This window comes from Salmonirosea aquatica (assembly GCF_009296315.1).
Lineage (GTDB): Bacteria > Bacteroidota > Bacteroidia > Cytophagales > Spirosomataceae > Salmonirosea > Salmonirosea aquatica.
On the sequence record NZ_WHLY01000002.1, the window covers coordinates 862,135 to 881,526 of the forward strand.

The 19,392-nt window shown below is 51.7% G+C and carries 18 protein-coding genes; 6 read left to right on the forward strand and 12 right to left on the reverse strand.

The annotated features are described in order from the left end of the window. Nucleotides 1–107: 107 nt before the first annotated feature. Complete coding sequence (locus GBK04_RS04645) at nt 108–1,013, forward strand: AAA family ATPase (protein ID WP_373330712.1); 906 nt, start codon at nt 108–110, stop codon at nt 1,011–1,013. A gap of 55 nt (nt 1,014–1,068) precedes the next feature. Continuing rightward, on the forward strand, nt 1,069–2,199 hold the full coding sequence (locus GBK04_RS04650; protein ID WP_152757280.1) for a vWA domain-containing protein: 1,131 nt from the start codon (nt 1,069–1,071) through the stop codon (nt 2,197–2,199). Between the two features lie 15 nt (nt 2,200–2,214). On the opposite strand, the gene GBK04_RS04655 is transcribed toward GBK04_RS04650, so the two are convergent. The 6 genes from GBK04_RS04655 to GBK04_RS04680 form a co-directional block, all read right to left on the reverse strand. Further along, nucleotides 2,215–3,219 carry a glycoside hydrolase family 43 protein gene (locus tag GBK04_RS04655; RefSeq protein WP_152765869.1) on the reverse strand — a complete coding sequence of 335 codons (1,005 nt, stop codon included), beginning with the start codon at nt 3,217–3,219 and terminating at the stop codon, nt 2,215–2,217. Between the two features lie 19 nt (nt 3,220–3,238). Then, nucleotides 3,239–3,601: a DUF5615 family PIN-like protein gene (locus tag GBK04_RS04660; RefSeq protein WP_152757282.1), complete on the reverse strand. Its 363-nt coding sequence runs from the start codon at nt 3,599–3,601 to the stop codon at nt 3,239–3,241. Further along, complete coding sequence (locus GBK04_RS04665) at nt 3,598–3,825, reverse strand: DUF433 domain-containing protein (RefSeq protein ID WP_152757284.1); 228 nt, start codon at nt 3,823–3,825, stop codon at nt 3,598–3,600. The genes GBK04_RS04660 and GBK04_RS04665 overlap by 4 nt, the downstream gene beginning before the upstream one ends. Before the next feature lie 38 nt (nt 3,826–3,863). Then, nucleotides 3,864–5,501: a M1 family metallopeptidase gene (locus GBK04_RS04670; RefSeq protein ID WP_152757286.1), complete on the reverse strand. Its 1,638-nt coding sequence runs from the start codon at nt 5,499–5,501 to the stop codon at nt 3,864–3,866. 111 nt (nt 5,502–5,612) lie between these two features. Then, complete coding sequence (locus tag GBK04_RS04675; RefSeq protein WP_152757288.1) at nt 5,613–6,497, reverse strand: DUF4238 domain-containing protein; 885 nt, start codon at nt 6,495–6,497, stop codon at nt 5,613–5,615. 220 nt (nt 6,498–6,717) lie between these two features. Next, nucleotides 6,718–7,704: a Kelch repeat-containing protein gene (locus GBK04_RS04680; protein WP_152757290.1), complete on the reverse strand. Its 987-nt coding sequence runs from the start codon at nt 7,702–7,704 to the stop codon at nt 6,718–6,720. A 68-nt stretch (nt 7,705–7,772) separates the two neighbouring features. Here GBK04_RS04680 and GBK04_RS04685 point away from each other — a divergent pair, with 68 nt between their 5' ends. Continuing rightward, nucleotides 7,773–9,041 carry an McrC family protein gene (locus GBK04_RS04685; protein WP_152757292.1) on the forward strand — a complete coding sequence of 423 codons (1,269 nt, stop codon included), beginning with the start codon at nt 7,773–7,775 and terminating at the stop codon, nt 9,039–9,041. Between the two features lie 21 nt (nt 9,042–9,062). On the opposite strand, the gene GBK04_RS04690 is transcribed toward GBK04_RS04685, so the two are convergent. Then, nucleotides 9,063–9,989: a class I SAM-dependent methyltransferase gene (locus GBK04_RS04690; RefSeq protein WP_152757294.1), complete on the reverse strand. Its 927-nt coding sequence runs from the start codon at nt 9,987–9,989 to the stop codon at nt 9,063–9,065. A 184-nt stretch (nt 9,990–10,173) separates the two neighbouring features. Here GBK04_RS04690 and GBK04_RS04695 point away from each other — a divergent pair, with 184 nt between their 5' ends. Then, nucleotides 10,174–11,043, forward strand: coding sequence for a 3-keto-disaccharide hydrolase (locus GBK04_RS04695; RefSeq protein ID WP_152757297.1), 870 nt, complete (start codon nt 10,174–10,176; stop codon nt 11,041–11,043). Between the two features lie 168 nt (nt 11,044–11,211). Continuing rightward, nucleotides 11,212–12,744: a GH3 family acyl-acid amido synthetase gene (locus GBK04_RS04700; protein WP_152757299.1), complete on the forward strand. Its 1,533-nt coding sequence runs from the start codon at nt 11,212–11,214 to the stop codon at nt 12,742–12,744. 11 nt (nt 12,745–12,755) lie between these two features. On the opposite strand, the gene GBK04_RS04705 is transcribed toward GBK04_RS04700, so the two are convergent. Beyond that, nucleotides 12,756–13,358, reverse strand: coding sequence for a hypothetical protein (locus GBK04_RS04705; RefSeq protein WP_152757301.1), 603 nt, complete (start codon nt 13,356–13,358; stop codon nt 12,756–12,758). A gap of 274 nt (nt 13,359–13,632) precedes the next feature. On the opposite strand from GBK04_RS04705, the gene GBK04_RS04710 reads away from it, so the two are divergent. Further along, nucleotides 13,633–16,533, forward strand: coding sequence for an outer membrane beta-barrel protein (locus tag GBK04_RS04710; protein ID WP_152757302.1), 2,901 nt, complete (start codon nt 13,633–13,635; stop codon nt 16,531–16,533). Nucleotides 16,534–16,684: 151 nt separating this feature from the next. Here GBK04_RS04710 and GBK04_RS30335 read toward each other — a convergent pair whose 3' ends face one another. The 4 genes from GBK04_RS30335 to GBK04_RS04725 form a co-directional block, all read right to left on the reverse strand. Next, the gene (locus GBK04_RS30335; RefSeq protein WP_373330713.1) at nt 16,685–16,807 is read right to left on the reverse strand and encodes a hypothetical protein; all 123 of its coding nucleotides are present in this window, start codon (nt 16,805–16,807) and stop codon (nt 16,685–16,687) included. Nucleotides 16,808–16,815: 8 nt separating this feature from the next. Next, entirely contained in the window at nt 16,816–17,514 is a 699-nt protein-coding gene (locus GBK04_RS04715; protein WP_373330714.1) for a CPBP family intramembrane glutamate endopeptidase, read from the reverse strand. A 63-nt stretch (nt 17,515–17,577) separates the two neighbouring features. Next, complete coding sequence (locus GBK04_RS04720) at nt 17,578–18,537, reverse strand: NAD(P)-dependent alcohol dehydrogenase (protein ID WP_152757304.1); 960 nt, start codon at nt 18,535–18,537, stop codon at nt 17,578–17,580. A gap of 122 nt (nt 18,538–18,659) precedes the next feature. Then, complete coding sequence (locus GBK04_RS04725) at nt 18,660–19,322, reverse strand: LysM peptidoglycan-binding domain-containing protein (RefSeq protein ID WP_152757306.1); 663 nt, start codon at nt 19,320–19,322, stop codon at nt 18,660–18,662. Nucleotides 19,323–19,392 lie beyond the last annotated feature (70 nt).

Here is a 19,392-nt window from a genome sequence, read left to right on the forward strand (position 1 = left end):
TGGGTAGAAAGGTGAATGGTAAAAGGTCAAGCGGCGTCCTGTGCCTTTTCTAAAAACGTCCTTAACCGTTTACCTTTAACCGTTTAACCCCTTACTCCACGCTAAAATTGATCCCCGATCTTCCCCACATCGCCGACTTACTGAAAACGCAGGGCTACATCACGGAGCCCGCGGTAACGATGGCGGTGTACCTATCGATGCAATTGCAAAAACCCCTGCTGATCGAAGGACCGGCGGGGGTTGGTAAAACCGAGATTGCCAAGGTGATGGCCCGGGCACTGGATACCGACCTCATCCGGTTGCAGTGCTACGAGGGCCTCGATGCCTCCCACGCGCTATACGAGTGGAACTACCAGCGGCAGTTGCTGCACCTCAAAATGCTGGAAACACGGCAAGGTACTCCCGGCGCGGTGGATGCTTTGGAGGAAGAGATTTTCGGAGAGAAGTTCCTGATGAAGCGGCCCCTGCTGCAAGCGATCACGCACCACAAATCCCCGGTCCTGCTGATCGACGAGGTAGACCGCGCCGATGAGGAATTCGAGAGTTTTTTACTGGAAGTACTTTCCGACTGGCAGATTACGATTCCCGAAATAGGTACCATCCGGGCCACGCACATTCCGCAGGTGATTGTGACGGGCAACCGCGTGCGGGAATTGTCGGAGGCGTTGCGCCGCCGATGCTTGTACCTCTGGATCGACTATCCCGACTACGAGAAGGAATTGGCGATCGTGCGGGGCAAGGTACCTCAGATTTCAGCGCAACTAGCCGAACAAATCTGCCGCTTCATGCAGGAACTCCGCCAACTGCGCTTGGAAAAAACGCCCGGCATCGCCGAAACTCTCGACTGGGCTACCGCCCTCTCCACGCTGCATTTCGATCACCTGCCCCAGGAAATCATCGAACAAACCCTGGGCGTCATCCTGAAAGATTGGAAAGACACCCGCACCGCCCAGTTGTCGCTGAGTGAGTTGTATGAAAAAATGGGAGTAGTGTCGAAGATTGAGGAGTTGTAAGGAGGCAAGACTAAGTCTGGAAATATTCACTCAACCACTCATTCAAAATTCACAATTGATTCAGCGCCACACTGACCTCGTCGCCAACGTCGTAGCCTTCTGCCGCTACCTCCGCGCCTACGGTTTCCGCATTGGGCCGGAGGAAGAGGCCACGGCCCTGCGGGCGGCGGCGCTGGTCACGCTGAACGACCGGGGTACCTTTGCGCTGGCGTTGCAGGTGAGCCTGACGCGCTCGGTGCAGGAAGTGGCGGAGTTTAAGGTACTTTTTGAGAGATACTGGCGGGAATTGGAAAATGCGCTGGACAGCAAGATCAAGGACGACGAAAGCCAACGATCGAAGTACCAGAAAAATACGCAACCGTCTTTCAACGCCCTGAAATCGTGGCTGAACGGTAACCGCAACACCGAAGAAACCGAAACAGCCACCTACTCCCCGACCGAATCGCTGAGCCACCAGGATTTTTCGCTCATCCCCGCCGACCAACTCGCCGACCTCGAACGGTTACTGCGCGAAGTATCGCTGGCGCTGGCGCGAAAAGTGAACCGCCGCCGGGAAAAAACCCTGCACGCCAAAGCGTTTGATTTGCGGGGTACCCTGCGCCGCAACCTCCGCCGGGGTGGCGAACTCATAGACCTGGCCTACAAGCGCCCCCGCCGCAACCGGATGCGGCTCGTGGTGCTGGCTGACGTGAGTAAGTCGATGGATTTGTACAGCGCGTTTTTGATTCAATTCCTCTACGCTTTCCAGAACGTGTTCCGGCGCATCGAAACATTCGTGTTCAGTACCGACCTGCACCGCGTCACGGCGGAATTGAAGCAGCAGAATTTTCAGGAAGCCCTCAAAAAACTGGCCGAAAGCGAAACGGGCTGGTCGGGGGGTACCCGCATCGGGGGGAGCCTGCACACCTTCGTAACCGACTACGGCAAGCTACTCAACCGCGAAACCATCGTCGTGATTTTGAGCGATGGCTGGGACACCGATGACACCCGTGACACGGGTACCTTGGCTGAGACTATGCAGCGCATTCAGCAAAAATCCCGTAAGGTCATCTGGCTCAATCCTCTGGCCGGGCGAGCCGGTTACGAACCCCGAACCGCCGCCATGCAGGCGGCTCTACCCCATGTGGATGTGTTTGCCCCGGCGCATAACGTAGAGAGCATGCGGGCGTTGGGAAAGTGGTTGTGAAAGGAATAGACCTCCTCAGTTTTCAGGTACCTTCAGCTTCTCTGTCGTCGCTACCGGCACGCCAAAATCGGGAGTACCGTCAGCGTTCCAGCCGAAGGGCTGCATGCGCGGATTGCGTTCCCGGCAGGCTTTATTCGCAACCGACTTGGCGTGGTAGACTAGCCAATTCTGACCGTTTTTGGTTTTGAAAAAACCATTATGACCCGGTCCGTACACGCCGTTGGCCTCTGATTTCTCAAAGACCGGTTTTGGTGTCTTTATCCAGGCGGCGGCGTTCATTGGATCGGCGTTGGCCGGGGCCGTGAGCAGACCAAGGGAATAATTATCGTCCCAGCAGGCCGAGGCGGAGTATACAATGCAGAGTGGACTTTTGTCGTCACGTTGCAGAAATTCGGGGCCTTCGCAGATCTCACGACCGTCGTACTTTTCCCAGTCGTGGGTAGGGCGGGCAATGGTCACTTCCGATCCTGTGAGCGTCCAGGGGTTTTTCATTTTCACGATATGGAGCACACTCTGCGGACCGTCGTATGCCGAGTATAGAAAGTACCGCTGGCCCTTGTGCGTCATGATGGACCCATCCAATCCCGTAAACTTCGTATTCATCTTTCCTTTATCCACCCAGGTACCCTGCAGCGGATCGGCCGACGCATTTTCCAGCACAAACACGTAGCGGTTCATATCGCCGGGCTTGGCCTGGTCGGTGGCGGTGTAGTAGAGGTACCACTTGCCGTCAAGACGGTGGAGTTCAGGTGCCCAGATATCCTTGGAATTGGGCCCGGTGGCAGGCGGTGTCCATACGGTTTTGGGCTGCACCTGGCCCAGCTCCGCCAGGTTTTGGGTTTTGTACAAAATGAGCCGATTCCCGACGGTATTGGTGTAGTAGTAGTACCCGCCTTCGTAGGTCACCCACGGATCGGCGCCGTTGGGCAGGAGCGGGTTGGTGAAGGTTTGGGCGTAAGCGAAGCCCGTAAGGAAAGTCAAGATCAAAAGCACAAAAAATGGCTTAGAAGAGTAGGTCATTCTTAAATTTGGCACTGAACTAGTTGGGTTTATAAGCAAATATTCTATCACTGTAAATTTCTATGCACCCCTCATTCGTTTCAAAGAAGCTTTTTAAATAATCGATATTTTCCTCCAGTATAGCTATCAATCTAGAGGTAGTTATATTGCCCAAATTAATCTTCAATAGTTTCCTGGGAGATTTCTGAAGTAAAAACGAATCCAGAAAATCAGCATCTTTGGTGATCATCACATAATCACCCTGATCTGCAAAGTCACAAATTTCTGGGTCAGCGGTAAAACAGCCATTGGGCAACTCATTCACGTGCTTTGTTTCAATACCATTTTTTTGCAGGAAATAGACTACTTTGAAGGCAATGTGAACATCGCAAAGTGCTTTCATGCAGCAATCGGGAGTGATTTGCCAGCTACTGTACGGCTGGCAAATTGCAGGCAGGCTAAAATATCGTCACGCTCCAACTCAGGATGATCTTCCAGAATTTCTTCAAAAGTCATATCCGCCCCCAGCATATCCAGGATTACTTCGACAGGCCAGCGCATGCCCCTGATGCAGGGTTTGCCGTGGCAAATAAGCGGATCTATGGTAATTCGGGTGAGTAGATTCATTTCAAATACTATTTGGTGAATTCCGCAAATTTAACCGATTATTCCTCCACCGCCACCCCGGTTACGTAAAAATTCCGGTCGATGGTCAGTGAAGTTTCACCTTTGGTTTTCAGGGTTTTCCAGGAGGTGGTCGGGTAGATAAACTGTGCGGCATCGCTACCTGCCAGCGTAATTTTCACGGGCATGTCGAAGCCGGGTACCACGTTGGCCCAGCGGTATTTCAGGGTTTTTCCGGCAAAGGAATATTCCAGCCGGGGAATACGGATATCGCGCAGGTACTGATCGAAAATTTTACTCAAATCCCGGCCCGCCTGCTGGCTCAGGTACTGTTCGATCTGGGAGCCGTCGACGGTTTGGTGGTAGAACGTCTTGTTCAGTCCGCGCAGCATGGCCCGCCATTTTTCGTCGTCGTTCACGATCTGCCGGATCGTATGCAGCATGTTGCCGCCCTTGTAATACATATCGCCCGAGCCCTCGTGATTGACGCCGTAAATCCCCACGATCGGACTTTCGTTTTTGATCAGTTTGCGGGTACCTATTACATAGTCGGCACCGGCTTCTTTGCCGTAGTAATATTCAGTAAAGAGGTTTTCGGAGTAGTTGGTGAAGCTTTCGTGCACCCACATATCGGCCACGTCCTTGTAGGTGATGTTGTTGGCAAACCACTCATGGCCACTTTCATGGACGATGATGAAATCCCATTTCAGGCCCCAGCCCGTACCCGACAAATCGCGCCCCCGGTAGCCATTCATGAAGCCGTTGCCGTAGGTCACCGAGCTTTGGTGCTCCATGCCGAGGTAGGGTACCTGCACCAGTTTGTAGCCATCCTCGTAGAAAGGGTACGGCCCAAACCAATGCTCGAAGGCTTTCAGCATAAAAGGTACCTGCTTGAACTGCTCCTTGGCTTTGACCAGGTCGGCGGGCAGAGCGTAGTAGCTCAGGTCGAGTTTTCCTTTTTCGCCATCGTAGGTTTCCTTCCAACTCGCGTAGTCGGCCAGGTTCATATTCACGCCGTAGTTGTTGATCGGATTGTTCACAAACCAGTCAAAGGTACGGCTGCCGTCGGCGTTTTCGGTGACTTTACGAAGGCGACCGTTGGATACGTCCATCAGCGGCTTAGGTACCCTGATGCTGATCAACATGCTGTCGGTTTCGTCGTACATGTGATCCTTGCAGGGCCACCACACGCTACTGCCCAGGCCCTGGCACGAGGTAGCCACGAAGGGGGTACCCTGACTGTCGCGCACCCACTGCACCCCACCTTCCCAAGGTGGATTCTTGGCGATTTGGGGCCTGCCGGAATAGAATACCTCGACCGATTCCTTCTGACCTACCTTCTGTGGTTTTTGTAGCGTAATAAAATACGCATTGCCATCGCGGCGGTAGGTTAACTCCTTTCCATCCTGTACGACCTTGCTGATCGCCAGCGGGGGTTGCAGGTCGATTTGCATGGTCTGGTAGGGTTTCAATACTTTGTAATGCACCGTGTTGCTACCCTCGATGCTACTATCCGCCGGATTGGCGCTGATGTCCAGGTGGTAATAGGTCAAATCCCACCAGGCGCGCTCGGGCGTGATGGCCCCGCGCAGGCTATCCTGATGCGTGAAGGTAGGTACCTGAGCCAAGAGGCTGATTGAGAAAAAGGTTAGAAGAATTCCCAGGAGGTATTTGGGCATAGAGTTTGTTTTTTTTAGCGCTTTGGAAAAGTTATTTGACATAACACATCTGCAAGCTCTGAGAGGACTCAGACCACGGTGAAGAAAAAACTGTAACTAACTTATTTACAATTAATACCTATCTAAATATGATTTAAACAAACTATTTGGCAAGTTCCAAAGTATTCCATTCGACTTAACTGCCTTCCAATATCTTATGCACTTTTCCAAGAAATCCCTATCTGGTCCACATACATAAAACTTACTTTGTTCAATCAATAAAGCGTTAAAATCAATAGCATTTTCAAGGGAAAATGTCATTTCTATTTTTTTCTTTGTTATTCTATAAATTCTTTTTGATGAAATGGGTAAAATGTAATCTCCATTTAATAATTCATCTACCTGAGAAGGCATTTTCCTAAATAGAATAGGATAATCCCCAGTTAAAAAAATATCCTTATTAAATCCAAATAGCTGTGAAGTTGAGCTACTCTTATTAGAGATAGCTACGTTTTTTATAATTTCAAGCGAAAAATTGGGTCTGAGAAATTTTAAATAGTTTGGGTCAGACTTTATCTTCTTCTCTAATTCTGTCTTATCTACAATTTCTCCTGTTTCCGTATCGATAAAAGTCGTTTTCGCTCTACTAAAATAATCTATTGCTGCAAAATCTGATTTTGGGACTCTCCAAAACAAGCTTATTATGAAGAACCTTAGTAAAGCAATTGTTTCATCTGTTTGAATTCCATCTTCATTCGGTTTTTCTCTTAAATTTCGAATCACTTCTGCACAGTCAGAATCTAAAAAGCCATAGTAATCTTCTATCAAATCTATACTTCCACTTCTCGAACTGATTGTATTTCTATTCCATTCGTAAAAGATCTCTTTCGGTGAAGTTTTCTTTTTCTTTACTTCATCTTTATATTTGTCGTAGACATAAAATTTTTTATCTTCATCTAAAAAGCCTTTTGCATAAAATTTTGGTATATAATGGTGTCTTTCGGATAAATTATTCATTTTTTATGTGTTATACCCAACTAGTAAATATCTGAAAGTTTTATATTTATTTTTACCTTATAAAAATAAATAGTATTTCTAATGCCGTAATTATCCACAGAAGCTTTTTCCGAGTAGCGACAATTCAATACTAACTTCCCAGTATTTCCAGAAACTTTCACTAAATAAAGTTCAGTAAAATCATACAAAACAATTCAAATTTAATAGCCAACCACCAAAACTACTTCACCAAAATCTCCATCGAATTCAGCTCCGGTCCGCCGCCGCGATTGGCCGAACCGGCCACGACGTACACCTTGCCGTTCATCGCTACGGCCCCCGTACCGTGCCGCCCCTGAATCAGCATCGGCATTTTCTCCCACTTTTCGGTTTTGGGATTATAGGCTTCCACCTCACTGTGGGCGGGTACCTGCTTGTCGCTTTCGCCACCAATAATCAGCACTTTATTGCCATGCGCCACGGCCATGTTGCCGGCCCGGAGGGTAGGTAGGTTCTGGTCTGCGGGCAGAGTGGTCCATGCGTTGGTTTTGAAATCATATACGTCCACCTCGGGGATGGTACGGTTGAGGACCTGATTGATTTTGGCCGTTGAAAGCCGTCCCCCCGCTACGTATAATTTATCGCCTACCATTGCCACCGACACGTGGTCGCGCGGACGGGGGGCGTCGGGTAGTTTGCGCCAGGTATTGGTTTTGGGATCAAATTCATCGAACCACGCTACCTGTCCATCCCAGTGCCCGTCCTGAATCCCGCACACGACGTAGATCTTGTCATTATGTACAAAAGCCCCGGCGGAACCGCGCAGGCGATCTGTAGGTACCTCCGGCCCTTTGCGCCATTCGTCGCGCTCGGGATTATAAATGTACATCGCCGGAATGGGTGTTTCGTGGGGGTAGCTGCCCGTGAAAGCCCCGACCACGTACACTTCACCTTTATAGCTGATCGCCTGAAAGTGGCTCATTTCAAGAGGAGCCATGGCTTTGGTAGTCCAGGTATCCTTTTTGGGATCGTACACATCGATGGGCTTTACGCCCCGACCCCCAAGTAGATATAGTTTTCCATTAGCCTCGGTCATGGCACTTTCGTGCCGTTGGGTAGGCAAATTGAGTGGTTCGGCGGCTTGCCAGTTCTGTGCCGTGGCTATCGAAATACTGATGGCCAGCGCAGCCAGGCCAGTCAGCCATTTTTTATCTGAGAGATGTTTCATAACCGAGGGTTTGATTTATATTACAAACTAAACCAAAAATAAGCTTTTTCCCGCTTTTCCCCTAACCCATGCTTCACCAGGCCACCGAACAGAGCCTCCTTGCCTGCCAGCCCGGCGACCCGGCCGCGATTTTGCTACCGAAAGCGGCTTTTGAGGCACTTAGGACCTATGCCCTGCGCGATGATGCCGAGCCGATTCTGCGGTATTTCGTGCAGCGCGGGTGGGAGTACCTGCGCGTGGGACCCTACGTGGGGCTGTTACAAGCCACGCCGTCGGTCGCGATCGAAATTTTGCCAAAAACTTCCCAGGATCTTACCCCTGAGGCTGTAATCGCCGCCCGAACTTCCCTGTTGCGGATGCTGCTCTCTGTACCCGACCTGTTTCCACACCCACTGCCCGAATCTCAGTTCAGTCAGTTGGTCCGCTTTCCGATGCCCGAGGTTTTGACCGCGCTTTTTTTACAAAATGCCGAAAAGCTGCTACATCGTGGCTTACAGACCGACTACCGAACCGTGGAGGAGGAGTTGCCTTTTGTCAAAGGCAAACTACGGCTTAGCCAAAACCCATTCGCATTGGCCATGCACCCCGAGCGACTACCCGTGGCCTTTGACGAACGTACCCGCAACAATCCGCCCAACCGCCTGCTGAAAGCCAGTCTACGACGTTTGAGCGGAGGTGGCTCTGCTCGACGGGTACGGCAATATCTGTTTGTGCTGGATGAAATACCGGATACCCTCGACTGGCGTAAAGATTTGGCTCTGGCCCGTCGCCTTGACCGTACCTTCCAGTCGTATGCTTGGTTGTGGCCCTGGGTCGAATGGCTGCTGGGTGGGTATGCCCCCGGCCTGACCGAAGGCAAAAACCGCCTGCCCGGCCTGTTGTTTCCTACCCAACGTCTATTTGAAAGCTACGTGGCGATCAGCCTTAGAAGGTACCTACCCCCGGAATTCCGGCTGAGTATCCAGGAATCCGCCTACCACTTGCTGTTCGATTTTGCGGGTAAAGCCACACACCGACTGCGGCCCGACGTGGTGGTACGGCGGGGAAATGACGTATGGATTCTGGATACGAAATGGAAACTGGTACAGGGCAGCAGCTCGCACATCAGCCACCTTGCCCAAAGTGATCTGTATCAACTGTACGCCTACGGGCAGCGCTACCTGACCGAAGAGGGAACGGTGAAACTCGGGCTGATCTATCCCCAAACCCCTGACTTCAGTTCGGCTCCCCCGCCCCACCGGTACGAGCCGCACCTACCCCTATACCTGCTGCCCGCCGATCTGTCGGTTAGTGCGTCGCAGATGGTAGCAAAATTGTGGAATGATTTGGGAGAATGAATAACTGTCAACTCTCCACTGTCAACTGTCAGCTCTCTTCGTACCCGACACGACGTACATCATAGCCCCGCCCGCCGCGTGGTACTTCTGGGCGTGGATGTAGCGCTCGGTACGTTCGCTCAGGTGCGCGTACTTGCGGAGGTATTCTTCATAGAATGCGAGGGACTCCGGCCCGAGCGTTTTGAAGTAGTCGTAATCGCTGAATTCGTCGGTCGTCCAGCGGTCGGCGGTACGCCACTGCTGCATGGTGGCGCGTTGTTCGGGGGTGTCGTAGGGAGGGTACATGGCGATGGCCTTGTCAGAAAGGCGCACGTCGATATTTTCGAAGCCCGCCTGCGCCAGCATGCCGGGTACCAGGTCGCCCAGAGAGTTGTCGCCCTGCCCCAGTTTTTTCTTTCCCCGCTCGAAAAGTAACGCGTACTTCACGTGGTCCAGCACTTCGTCGATGGGGTCGTTGCTGGAAATGGAACTGCGCGTTAGACTCTGCACCAGATTGTTAGGCTCCACGCACAGGATGGTACCTCCCGGCTTGAGCACTCGTTTCATTTCGGCGAGTACTTCTTTGGGCTGGGGCACATGAATGAGCAGCGTCTGGCAGGTTACCAGATCGAACGTATCGTCAGGGTACGGCAGGGCGTCGGCGTTGGCCTTTTTCAATTCAAACTCCACGCCTTTGTCCGCGAAGTAAGCACGCAATGCGGGGGTACCCTTGACCCATTTCCGGTCGCTATCCACCCCGCATACCCGTGTGGGCTCGATTTCCGAGGTACCCAGGTAGTTCACCAAGAGTTTGCTCCAATGGCATTGGCCGCAACCCACATCCAGCAGGCTGTGGCAGTTTTCCAGACCCAGACGCCGGGCCAGCAGCTTCAGAAAACTCTCGTTCCACCAGAAGTCGCGGTAATCGCCGAAGAAGTCTTCCGAATGGCCTTTTTTTGTTTTTTTCAATTGGTTTTCAGAAACGAATCGGGTAAAACCATGTGTTCAAAAGAGTACCGGGGTATCCGGGAAAATGGCATTGCATGATCCCTTTTCCGTGGTCAAAAGTAGAAAACTCACTTGGGATTTGAGGGATTTGCTTTACTTTTAATGCCCAGGTTTGTTCCTGCTTTACTCCTAACTTTATCCTTTTATGAAAAACGTATTCCCCCTGATTCTGCTTTTACTGGCTTCGTGCATGGCTCCGGCACAAAAAAAATCCAGCCCGGATAAAGAAGAATGGAAGCAACTCTTCAACGGCAAAGATCTCACGGGCTGGGACATCAAAATCCGGGGCTACGACCTCAACGATAATTTTGGTAATACGTTTCGGGTCGAGGATGGCAAGATCGTGACGCGCTACGATGCCTACGACAATTTCAAGCAGAAGTACGGCCACTTATTTTACAAAGAAAATTTTTCCTACTACCGCATCGTGACCGAGTACCGCTTCGTGGGCGAGCAGCCTCCCGGTGGCGAGGGCTGGGCCCAGCGCAACAGTGGCATCATGGTGCACGGGCAAACGGCCGCTTCGATGGGCAAAGACCAGGATTTCCCGATTTCGATCGAAGTGCAGCTTCTGGGCGGACTCGACAAGGGCGAGCGTCCTACCTGCAACCTTTGCACGCCCGGCACCAATGTGGTGTACAATGGCAAGCTCGACACGCGGCACTGCATCAACTCTACCTCCAAAACCTACAACGGCGATCAGTGGGTACGGGCCGAAGTACTGGTGCTCGGCGATTCACTGATCCAGCATTTTGTCAATGGCGAAAAAGTACTGGAATACACCAAACCCCAAATCGGCGGCGGCAACGTCAGTAGTTTCAATCCAGCCCAAAAGTCCGATGGCAAGCTCCTGACCGAGGGCTCCATTTCGCTGCAAAGCGAGAGCCACCCGGTGGAGTTCCGCAAAGTAGAATTACTAAACCTGAAAGGCTGCATGGACCCCAAGGCCACCAACTTCAAGTCGTACTACGTGAAGGCGGATAACTCACTGTGTACCTACGGCAAAAACAAATAGCAGGGTACCTTTTTCCTGCATTTTTCAAAAGCCCACCGCAACGAATGGTTTATCCGTTGCGGTGGGCTTTTTTTCTTTGATAAGCACCTCGGCGGGGTACCTCTGTAAGTAAGGCATGCTTTTTTAAGGACTGTGGTTGTTTCATTTTCCATTCAAATACGCAACTTCATGCCCCTACTAGGTAGTTTTATAAAAAAGGCCGTAGAACTCGGCGAAGCCCTCACCAGTTACGATTCACCCGTTGAAGAGCAGGAAAAAGTGCTGCGCAATCTGCTGGAAACTGCGCAGAATACCGCTTTCGGCAAACATTATAATTTTGCCCAAATCCTGAAAAGCGATACACTCTTCAAGACTTTTGCCGAGAGCGTACCTACCCACGATTACGACAAGATTCACACGCACTGGTGGCACCGTACCCTGGCCGGAGAAGCCGACGTCACTTGGCCGGGTACCCCCGATTACTTCGCCGTTAGTTCGGGCACTACGAGCGCCAGCAAGTACATTCCCGTCACCGACGACATGATCTCGGCTATCCGCCGGGCGGGCATCGGGCAGGTACTGGCCTTGTCGGAATACGACATGCCGCCTGCTTTTTTTGAGAAAGAAATCCTAATGCTGGGTTCCAGCACCGATCTGAAAGAAGTGGACGGCCACCTGGAAGGGGAAATCAGCGGCATTAGCGCCAGTAACATTCCGGGCTGGTTTGAATTCTATTATAAGCCGGGCAAGGAAATATCGTCCATCAAAAACTGGGACGAGCGTGTGGAGCGTATCGCGCAGGAAGCCCCCAAGTGGGACATCGGTGCGCTGTCGGGCATTCCGTCCTGGATCGAGCTGATGCTCAAGAAAGTCATCGAATACCACGGTCTTAAGACCATTCACGATATCTGGCCCAACCTGCTCGTGTACACTTCGGGTGGCGTGGCACTGGAACCCTACATTCCGAACCTGAATAAGCTGATGGCCCATCCGCTTATTTACATCGATACCTACCTGGCTTCTGAGGGTTTTCTGGCGTTTCAGGCCAGACCCGAAACCAAGGCCATGAAGTTGGTACTCAACAACGGCATCTACTTTGAGTTCGTACCTTTTCAGGATCGTTTCATGGCCGACGATGGTACCGTGCGGCCGGATGCACCTGTGCTCAACAGCCGCGAAGTGACCGAAGGCGTAGATTATGTGCTGCTCATTTCCACAGTTTCGGGCGCATGGCGGTACATGATCGGTGATACGGTACAGTTTACCGACGTGGAGCGCGGCGAAATCATCATCAGCGGCCGCACCAAATTTTATCTTAATGTAGTGGGCGAGCAGCTACCCGTCAATAAAATGCAGGATGCGGTGCAGGCCCTATGCGACGAAAAAGGCATCGCGATCACCGAGTTTACGGTATCCGCCGTACGGCGCGACGACGGCGAGTACATCAACCGATGGTACCTGGGCAGCGACGACCCCTGCCACGAACCGCATGATGTGGCGCAGCTTTTGGACGAAAAGCTACGGGCTTCCAACAAAAACTACGACGTGGCCCGCAGTAAGGCACTTAAAGGTGTGGAGGCTTTTGTAATTCCGACGGATATGTTCCACAACTGGAATGAGCATACCAAGCAGAAAGGCGGACAAGCCAAGATGCCCAAAGTAATGAAAGAAGAGGATTTTCTGGAATTCGAAACCTTCGTCAAAGAGCATACGCTGTCCTAGATGCGGCGAGTTCACAGCTTTTTCTCGTATTCCTCTACCAGCAAAACCGTTTCTTCCGGCGATACATACAGTCGCCGGATTTTTTCTTTATAGCGCTCGGGCAGGTGGGCGTGGTCGAGGATGAAGTTTTTGGTCGCAATGATTTTCTCCCCCAACCCGTGACTGATGGCGTGTAAGTCGGCGGTGCGTTCAGCCTGCATGAGGTACCTTCTTGAAAAGAGGTACCCTAGCCCGTAGCGGGCCATCGACCACACCGACCGGTCGAGGTAGTCCATAATATGACCTAATTCGTGTCCAACCCACCCGATCAGGATATTTTGGGGAATGGTTTCGATTGGGAGCAGATGCGAATCGCCTTGGAAGTAACGGCTGATTTTAATGACATAGCCCCGCTCGGCCCGAGTCCGAAAAAGGGTAGAGATCAGCGGCTGCGCCTGCATGATCGATTTCTTGATACTGGGGCTGAGAATGACAAACTCGATGTGCGTATGCAGCAATTCGGGGTAGTACGACAGCGCCAGCAGGATTTCTTCCCGCAACAGGTCAGGAATTATCTTCTTATTTCCAAATCGCACGAGGGTCGTCGATTCAGGTTGTTTTTTGTCGTTTTGCATGAAGAAATAAACAGGGTACAGGGCTAAAGGTTTGCGGAAATGAAAACGAATGCTGATCTGCCCCACCCTTCAGCAAAAAAGGACCAGCACAACTGAATACACTACAAAAACAGGCCCATTGGCGAATTCCGCTCTGAAAATAGTAGCCAAAGTATAGAGCCAAATTCCTTTTTCATCGGTCAAAAGTTCCATTTAGTCGAGTAGTCGGTAGTACCAGTTAAACCGCCTGTAATTTCATAAATCAAATCCGGCGAAACTACCTCATCAGATCCCCATGAAAAAGATCCTATTCTCCTTTTTATTCGCCATCCTCTGTTTGACTTTGCAAACAGTCCGCGCTCAGAACTACCGGCTCATCGGAACGGTGGTGGATAGTGTCGCCCAAAGTCCCGTAGTAGGTGCCTATGTGAGTGTGGAAGTGCCGGGCTCAACGGCCAAGCCGATCTACACCACCACCAACCTCGACGGAAAGTTCGAGTTTACGGGCTTGAGTCCCCAAAAATACGCTCTTAAAGTTACCTACCTTAGCTACCACGATGTCCAGAAGTCTGTTGAAATCAAGGACCCCCTTACCGATCTGGGGAACCTGATCCTGACAGAAGCGGCCCAGGATCTGAAAGAGGTACAGGTAGTGGGGCAAATTCAGCAGTCGCAGATGAAGGGCGATACGACGCAATTTAACGCGGCGGCTTTCAAAACCAATCCCGATGCTAACGTAGAGGATTTGATCCAGAAAATGCCGGGTATCGCCGTCGTAAATGGCGAGGTGCAGGCCCAGGGCGAAAAGGTACAACGTGTACTGGTCGACGGCAAGCAATTCTTTGGCGATGACGCTACCCTGGCGCTCAAAAACCTACCCGCTGAAATCGTGGATAAGATCGAGGTTTTTGACCGGCAGAGCGATCAGGCGCAATTGACGGGCTTCGACGACGGCAACGCCCAGAAAACCATCAACATCGTGACCCGGGCGGACCGCAACGCCGGTAAATTCGGCAAAGCGTTTGCCGGGTACGGCAGCGACGACCGCTACATGACCGGCGGAAACCTCAACATCTTCGGCAAGCAAAAACGTATTTCCATCATCGGGCTTTCCAACAACATCAACCAGCAGAACTTCGCTTCGCAGGATTTGGCGGGGGTACTGGGTAGTGCTGGGGGCGGCGGTGGAGGCCGGGGTGGTCGCGGCGGCGGTGGAGGCGGTGGCTTTGGCGGTGGTGGTAACGCCGGAAACTTCCTGGTTGGCCAGCAAAACGGGATTACCAATACCAGCGCTTTCGGACTCAACTATACCGACAAATGGGGCGAAAAACTGGACGTGACGGGCAGCTATTTTTTCAACCGATCGGGCAATGCCAATACTCAAACCACCAACCGGGAGACTTTCCTGAGCAACGGCAGTCAATTCTATAAAGAGCAAAACAGCTACGCGAACACCAACCTGAATCACCGCATCAATTTCCGGTTTGAATACAGTATCAACAAAAACAATACAATCATTTTCTCGCCCAGCGTCAACTGGCAGGACAACCAGGCCACCACGCTACGTATCGGCGCTACCACATCGGCCGAGGGCACCCCGCTGAACGAAACCAACAACGACAAGTATAGCCATAGTAATGCGCTGAGTTCCACCAACTCCTTGTTGTGGCGGCATAAGTTTGCCAAAGTCGGCCGTACCTTTTCGGTCAATCTTTCGGGCAATGTCAATAACCGCAGTAGCGATGGTTCCCTGTACGCGCTCAATCAGTACTACACGTCCACCCGCAATCCCAGCGATACTATCGACCAAATATCTAATACCAAATCGGACAATATGCGGCTGGGAGCCAATGTGAACTATACGGAGCCCCTAAGCAAAACGATTCAGCTGCAGCTAAGCTACAACTTATCGTTGAGCAACAGCGATTCCAAAAGCCAGACGTATAACTTTACTGATAGCGAACGGGGGTACTCTCGCCTGGATACACTGTTATCCAATACGTTCGACAACCAGTACCTCACGCATCGGGCCGGGGTGTCATTGCGGGGCAACAAAAAGAAAGTCACAGGTTCGGTGGGGGTAGACTTCCAGAGCGCCGGACTGTTCAGCCAGCAGCTGTTTCCCCGCCGCAATGAGGTGGACCAAACATTCAACAATCTGCTACCCAACGCGTTTTTTATGTTTCGGCCCAGCCAATCCAAAAACCTCCGTCTGTTTTACCGCACCTCTACCAACGAGCCGTCCATCACGCAGTTGCAGAACGTAGTCAACAATACCAATCCCTTGTTCCTGACGGCGGGTAATCCGAATCTGAAACAGGAATACGCCCACCGGGCCAGCCTGCGGTACTCGGCTTCGGACACCAAACTGGGACGCAACTTTTTCATCTATGGCTCAGCCAACTACACTGCCAACAGCATTACGAATTCTACCTTCGTGGCGCAGCGCCTCACCATATTACCCAACGGCATTCAGCTGGAACCAGGCGCGCAATTGACTTCACCCGTCAACCTGGATGGCAACTGGTCGGTACGTACCTTCGCCAACTATGGTTCGCCCATCAAGGCCATCAAGACCAATTTCAACCTGAATACCGGGGTGAATTACAGCCGTCTGCCGGGTATGATCAATTACAAACTGAACGTTTCGAACAACTACGCCATCTCACAGGGTATTGTCCTGAGCAGCAACATCAGCACCAAACTGGACTTCACGCTGTCCTTTAATGGCAACTACAACATCGTGCGCAACAGCCTGCAGCCACAGCTCGATAACAACTACTTCTCACAGGTGAGCTCGGCGCGGCTGAACTGGATTTTCGGCAAAGGTTTCGTTTTGCAAACGGACATTACCAACCAGTCGTACCGGGGCCTGGGGGCAGGTTTTAACCAGAACTTCACGCTCTGGAACGCCAGCCTGGGCAAGAAATTCCTGAAAGACAACAAGGGCGAACTGAAGCTGACCGTATTTGACATCCTGGCCCAGAACAACAGCATCAACCGCAATGTGACCGAAACCTACGTGGAGGACGTAACGAGCCGGGTACTGACGCAATATGCCATGCTGACGTTCACCTACACGCTACGGAATTTTGGCAAAGCACCCGCTCCGGCGCAGGATCGTCCCCGGGGCGACTGGCAACGGGGCGAGCGCGGACCCGGGGGTGAGGGCGGTGGTTTCCGACCCTATGAATGACAGTTGATTGAGAAATCCCCCGCTACCTACTAGTGGGGGATTTTTTACGACGCCTACCTCATCAACTGTACCCAGGCGGCCAATTCCATAGCCCAGGCTATGCCCACGTGTACCAGTAGCCCGCCCCAGACCGACCGTGAGTGCAGTGCAATCACCCCAGAATGTACCCTCCGAACACCGAACCGATGGTTTCGCCGAGGGGTTTGCCAAAATGCAGGGAAGCATAGCAGACTACCATGGGCAACAGGGTACCCCGGCCCAGCCAATGCGCCATGCCGATGATCAGAAAGCCCCGAAACAGTAGCTCGGTTGAGATAAAATCAAACCCATAAAAAGCTCATAGGCCAGCGCCGTAACCCAAGGCGCTACGCCGAAAAATTCGTCTGCGCCGGAGTCACGGTACGAGGGGTAGGTACGCAGAAAATCGGGCTGAAAGGAAGCCCAGACAATCAGCGGCAGCATAGCCGCCAACAGGATCAGGTAGGGACTGACCGGCTGGGCTTTGAAAAGTCCGTAAAAGCGGGTACTTTGATCGTCTACTATGAAATAAAATAGAACTAAGGGCAGAAAGACCGTCAGCAACGACGACAAGTTAGACAGCCCATAGTACGCGAACCAGTAGATTTGTCCGTCAAAAAGCTGTTTGCTCCACGCCTGGTACCCATAGAATCCGCCATTCCAGGCCAAAACGGCCAGTCCGAATAAGCTATACAGCCATACGTGGCGATTTCGGAATATTAGCATTTGTCTGGTATGAAGGGCCCAGATCAGCAGCGCGCCATAGTAGGCGGTAGCGTACAGCAGAAAGTACCAGACGATCCGGATCGGATTGCCGATCCAGGCGTCGATGATCCGGTCTTCCAACTCAATGGCATAGTTGATGCTGATGAGAATACTCAGAAACACGGCCTCTTTCAGATAAAGACTTTGATCAAAGTCTTCATGCACATGAGTACGTAGGCAGGCTGTGATCTTTCGCATACGGTAAGGGGGAGGGTACCTTGGAAACGAGAAAAGGCCGGTAAGCTGCCGCTACGGAGGTACCTACATCGTGATCACCACATTGCCGGTTTTCTGTCCTGTGAGTACAAAGCGATATGCTTCGGCAATCTCTTCAAGCGGATACGTCCTGTCAATCACGGGCCTGAACTTCCCTTTTTCAATGAGATCCCGAATAAAAGCCATGCTCCCTCTGATATCGGAAGGGATCGGAAAAATGACCTTTTTCCCGCTCGCCCAAAGGCCCCAAAGCGCCAGAAAAACATTCTGACTTCCCGGTCCCAGTTCTGATGAAATGTAGGTACCCTTCGCTTTCAACAAAGGCTTGCAGCGGCCAAAGGTACTTTTACCCACGGCATCGAAGATGAAGTCATACTTTTCATCGTCCGTTGTGAAGTCCTGCCGGGTATAATCGATGATTTTATCAGCCCCTAATGATTTAATCAATCCAATATTTTTGGTGTTGCAGACGGCCGTAACGTAGAGCCCGTGGTACTTTAGAAATTGCAGAAGCGCCGAGCCAATAGCACCGGTAGCGCCATTGACCAGTACCTTTTGGCTGGGGTTAAGCTTTACTTTATTAATGAAGTGATAGGCATAATGTGCTCCTTCTAAACTGGCAGCGGCCTGCTCATACGTAAGGTTGTCGGGAAAACGGGCGATAGCTTTTCCCTCTGGAAAACACAGGTACTCTGCCTGTGACTTAATGCCGTAATCACCAAAACCCCAGACCTTATCCCCTACTTTGAAAGACTGCACATTGCCGCCAATTGCCTCGATTTCGCCAGCGAAGTCGGTACCCGGAATGGGTTGCCTGGGCTTTGTCAGCCCGTTTATGAACCGCATGATGAAGGGTTGGGCGGTCAGATTGGCGCAGTCGGTCCTGTTGACCGTCGTGGCATACACGCGTACCAATACTTCATTCTCATTAGGCGCTGGTTTTTCAACTTCCCGTACCGAGAGAACCTCGGGAGGACCGTATTGGGTAAAGAAAGCAGCCTTCATAAACGGGGGTTTTAGGGTTGAGTTTCAACGCGTCCAGAATTACAGGGACAGGGATGCTCGAAAAGCTTCGAGCAATCACAAACAACTACCTGAACCGCGACAGCGAAACCAGAACCGGCCGTTTACTTCTTCTTCCCAAAAGGAATGATTAGTTTTTCACCGCGCTCGGAGTAGTTACGGGTTTTGCCATTGGCCTCCATCAGGAGCTGCAGGCTGATTCCGTATTTCTTGGCTACTACGCGCAGTACATCGCCGGGGCCAACGGTGTGCACGGCCTGTACCCGCACGTTGAGTTTAGTGACGCCCGATTTCAAATCGGTGGTGGTATTACTGAGTTGGGGATTCAGCGCTTTCAGCGTTTCGGTACTTAGATTGTACTTATTGGCGATGCCAAAGAATGTTTCGCCCGGACGCACCGTGTGTGTAATGGCCGTTCCGCCCACATCCACGGTTTTTTTCTCAGGCGCAGGCGTTTCGGCGGGTGGTTCCTGCACGGCAACGGGGGTACCTACATCTTCGGGCAAGCTCGTTTCGGCAGGTTCTACCCGTTCGGGTTCAGCCAGGTCCGGCTCCGTGTCCACCGAAGGAGGGATGAATTTGCTGGTGGTATCAGGCACAATATCGGTCACTTCTTCCGATCCCGTGACATCGTCCGTGATGTATTCCCAGCCGACCGCAAACAACGCCACAATGATGGCCAGCAAAGTCAGCAGGGTGATCAGGGGCAGCCTGGAAGTCTCTTTGGGACGGATATTTCTTTTTCTTGGCGTTTCTTCTTCTTGCATTGTTGGCTGATGACTAGGGGCTGGGGCCGGGCGGCTTTCCGCTGATGGCTTTTGCATAAAACGTTCTCTA

Excerpts from the sequence above, each read along its gene's own strand:
- GBK04_RS04705 (WP_152757301.1), bottom strand. The coding sequence starts at position 13,358 with ATGCAAAACGACAAAAAACAACCTGAATCGACGACCCTCGTGCGATTT.
- GBK04_RS04660 (WP_152757282.1), bottom strand. The coding sequence starts at position 3,601 with ATGAAAGCACTTTGCGATGTTCACATTGCCTTCAAAGTAGTCTATTTC.
- GBK04_RS04680 (WP_152757290.1), bottom strand. The coding sequence starts at position 7,704 with ATGAAACATCTCTCAGATAAAAAATGGCTGACTGGCCTGGCTGCGCTG.
- GBK04_RS04665 (WP_152757284.1), bottom strand. The coding sequence starts at position 3,825 with ATGAATCTACTCACCCGAATTACCATAGATCCGCTTATTTGCCACGGC.
- GBK04_RS04675 (WP_152757288.1), bottom strand. The coding sequence starts at position 6,497 with ATGAATAATTTATCCGAAAGACACCATTATATACCAAAATTTTATGCA.
- GBK04_RS04725 (WP_152757306.1), bottom strand. The coding sequence starts at position 19,322 with ATGCAAGAAGAAGAAACGCCAAGAAAAAGAAATATCCGTCCCAAAGAG.
- GBK04_RS04670 (WP_152757286.1), bottom strand. The coding sequence starts at position 5,501 with ATGCCCAAATACCTCCTGGGAATTCTTCTAACCTTTTTCTCAATCAGC.
- GBK04_RS04685 (WP_152757292.1), top strand. The coding sequence starts at position 7,773 with ATGCTTCACCAGGCCACCGAACAGAGCCTCCTTGCCTGCCAGCCCGGC.
- GBK04_RS04720 (WP_152757304.1), bottom strand. The coding sequence starts at position 18,537 with ATGAAGGCTGCTTTCTTTACCCAATACGGTCCTCCCGAGGTTCTCTCG.
- GBK04_RS04710 (WP_152757302.1), top strand. The coding sequence starts at position 13,633 with ATGAAAAAGATCCTATTCTCCTTTTTATTCGCCATCCTCTGTTTGACT.
- GBK04_RS04715 (WP_373330714.1), bottom strand. The coding sequence starts at position 17,514 with ATGCGAAAGATCACAGCCTGCCTACGTACTCATGTGCATGAAGACTTT.
- GBK04_RS30335 (WP_373330713.1), bottom strand. The coding sequence starts at position 16,807 with ATGGCGCATTGGCTGGGCCGGGGTACCCTGTTGCCCATGGTAGTCTGC.
- GBK04_RS04695 (WP_152757297.1), top strand. The coding sequence starts at position 10,174 with ATGAAAAACGTATTCCCCCTGATTCTGCTTTTACTGGCTTCGTGCATG.
- GBK04_RS04700 (WP_152757299.1), top strand. The coding sequence starts at position 11,212 with ATGCCCCTACTAGGTAGTTTTATAAAAAAGGCCGTAGAACTCGGCGAA.
- GBK04_RS04655 (WP_152765869.1), bottom strand. The coding sequence starts at position 3,219 with ATGACCTACTCTTCTAAGCCATTTTTTGTGCTTTTGATCTTGACTTTC.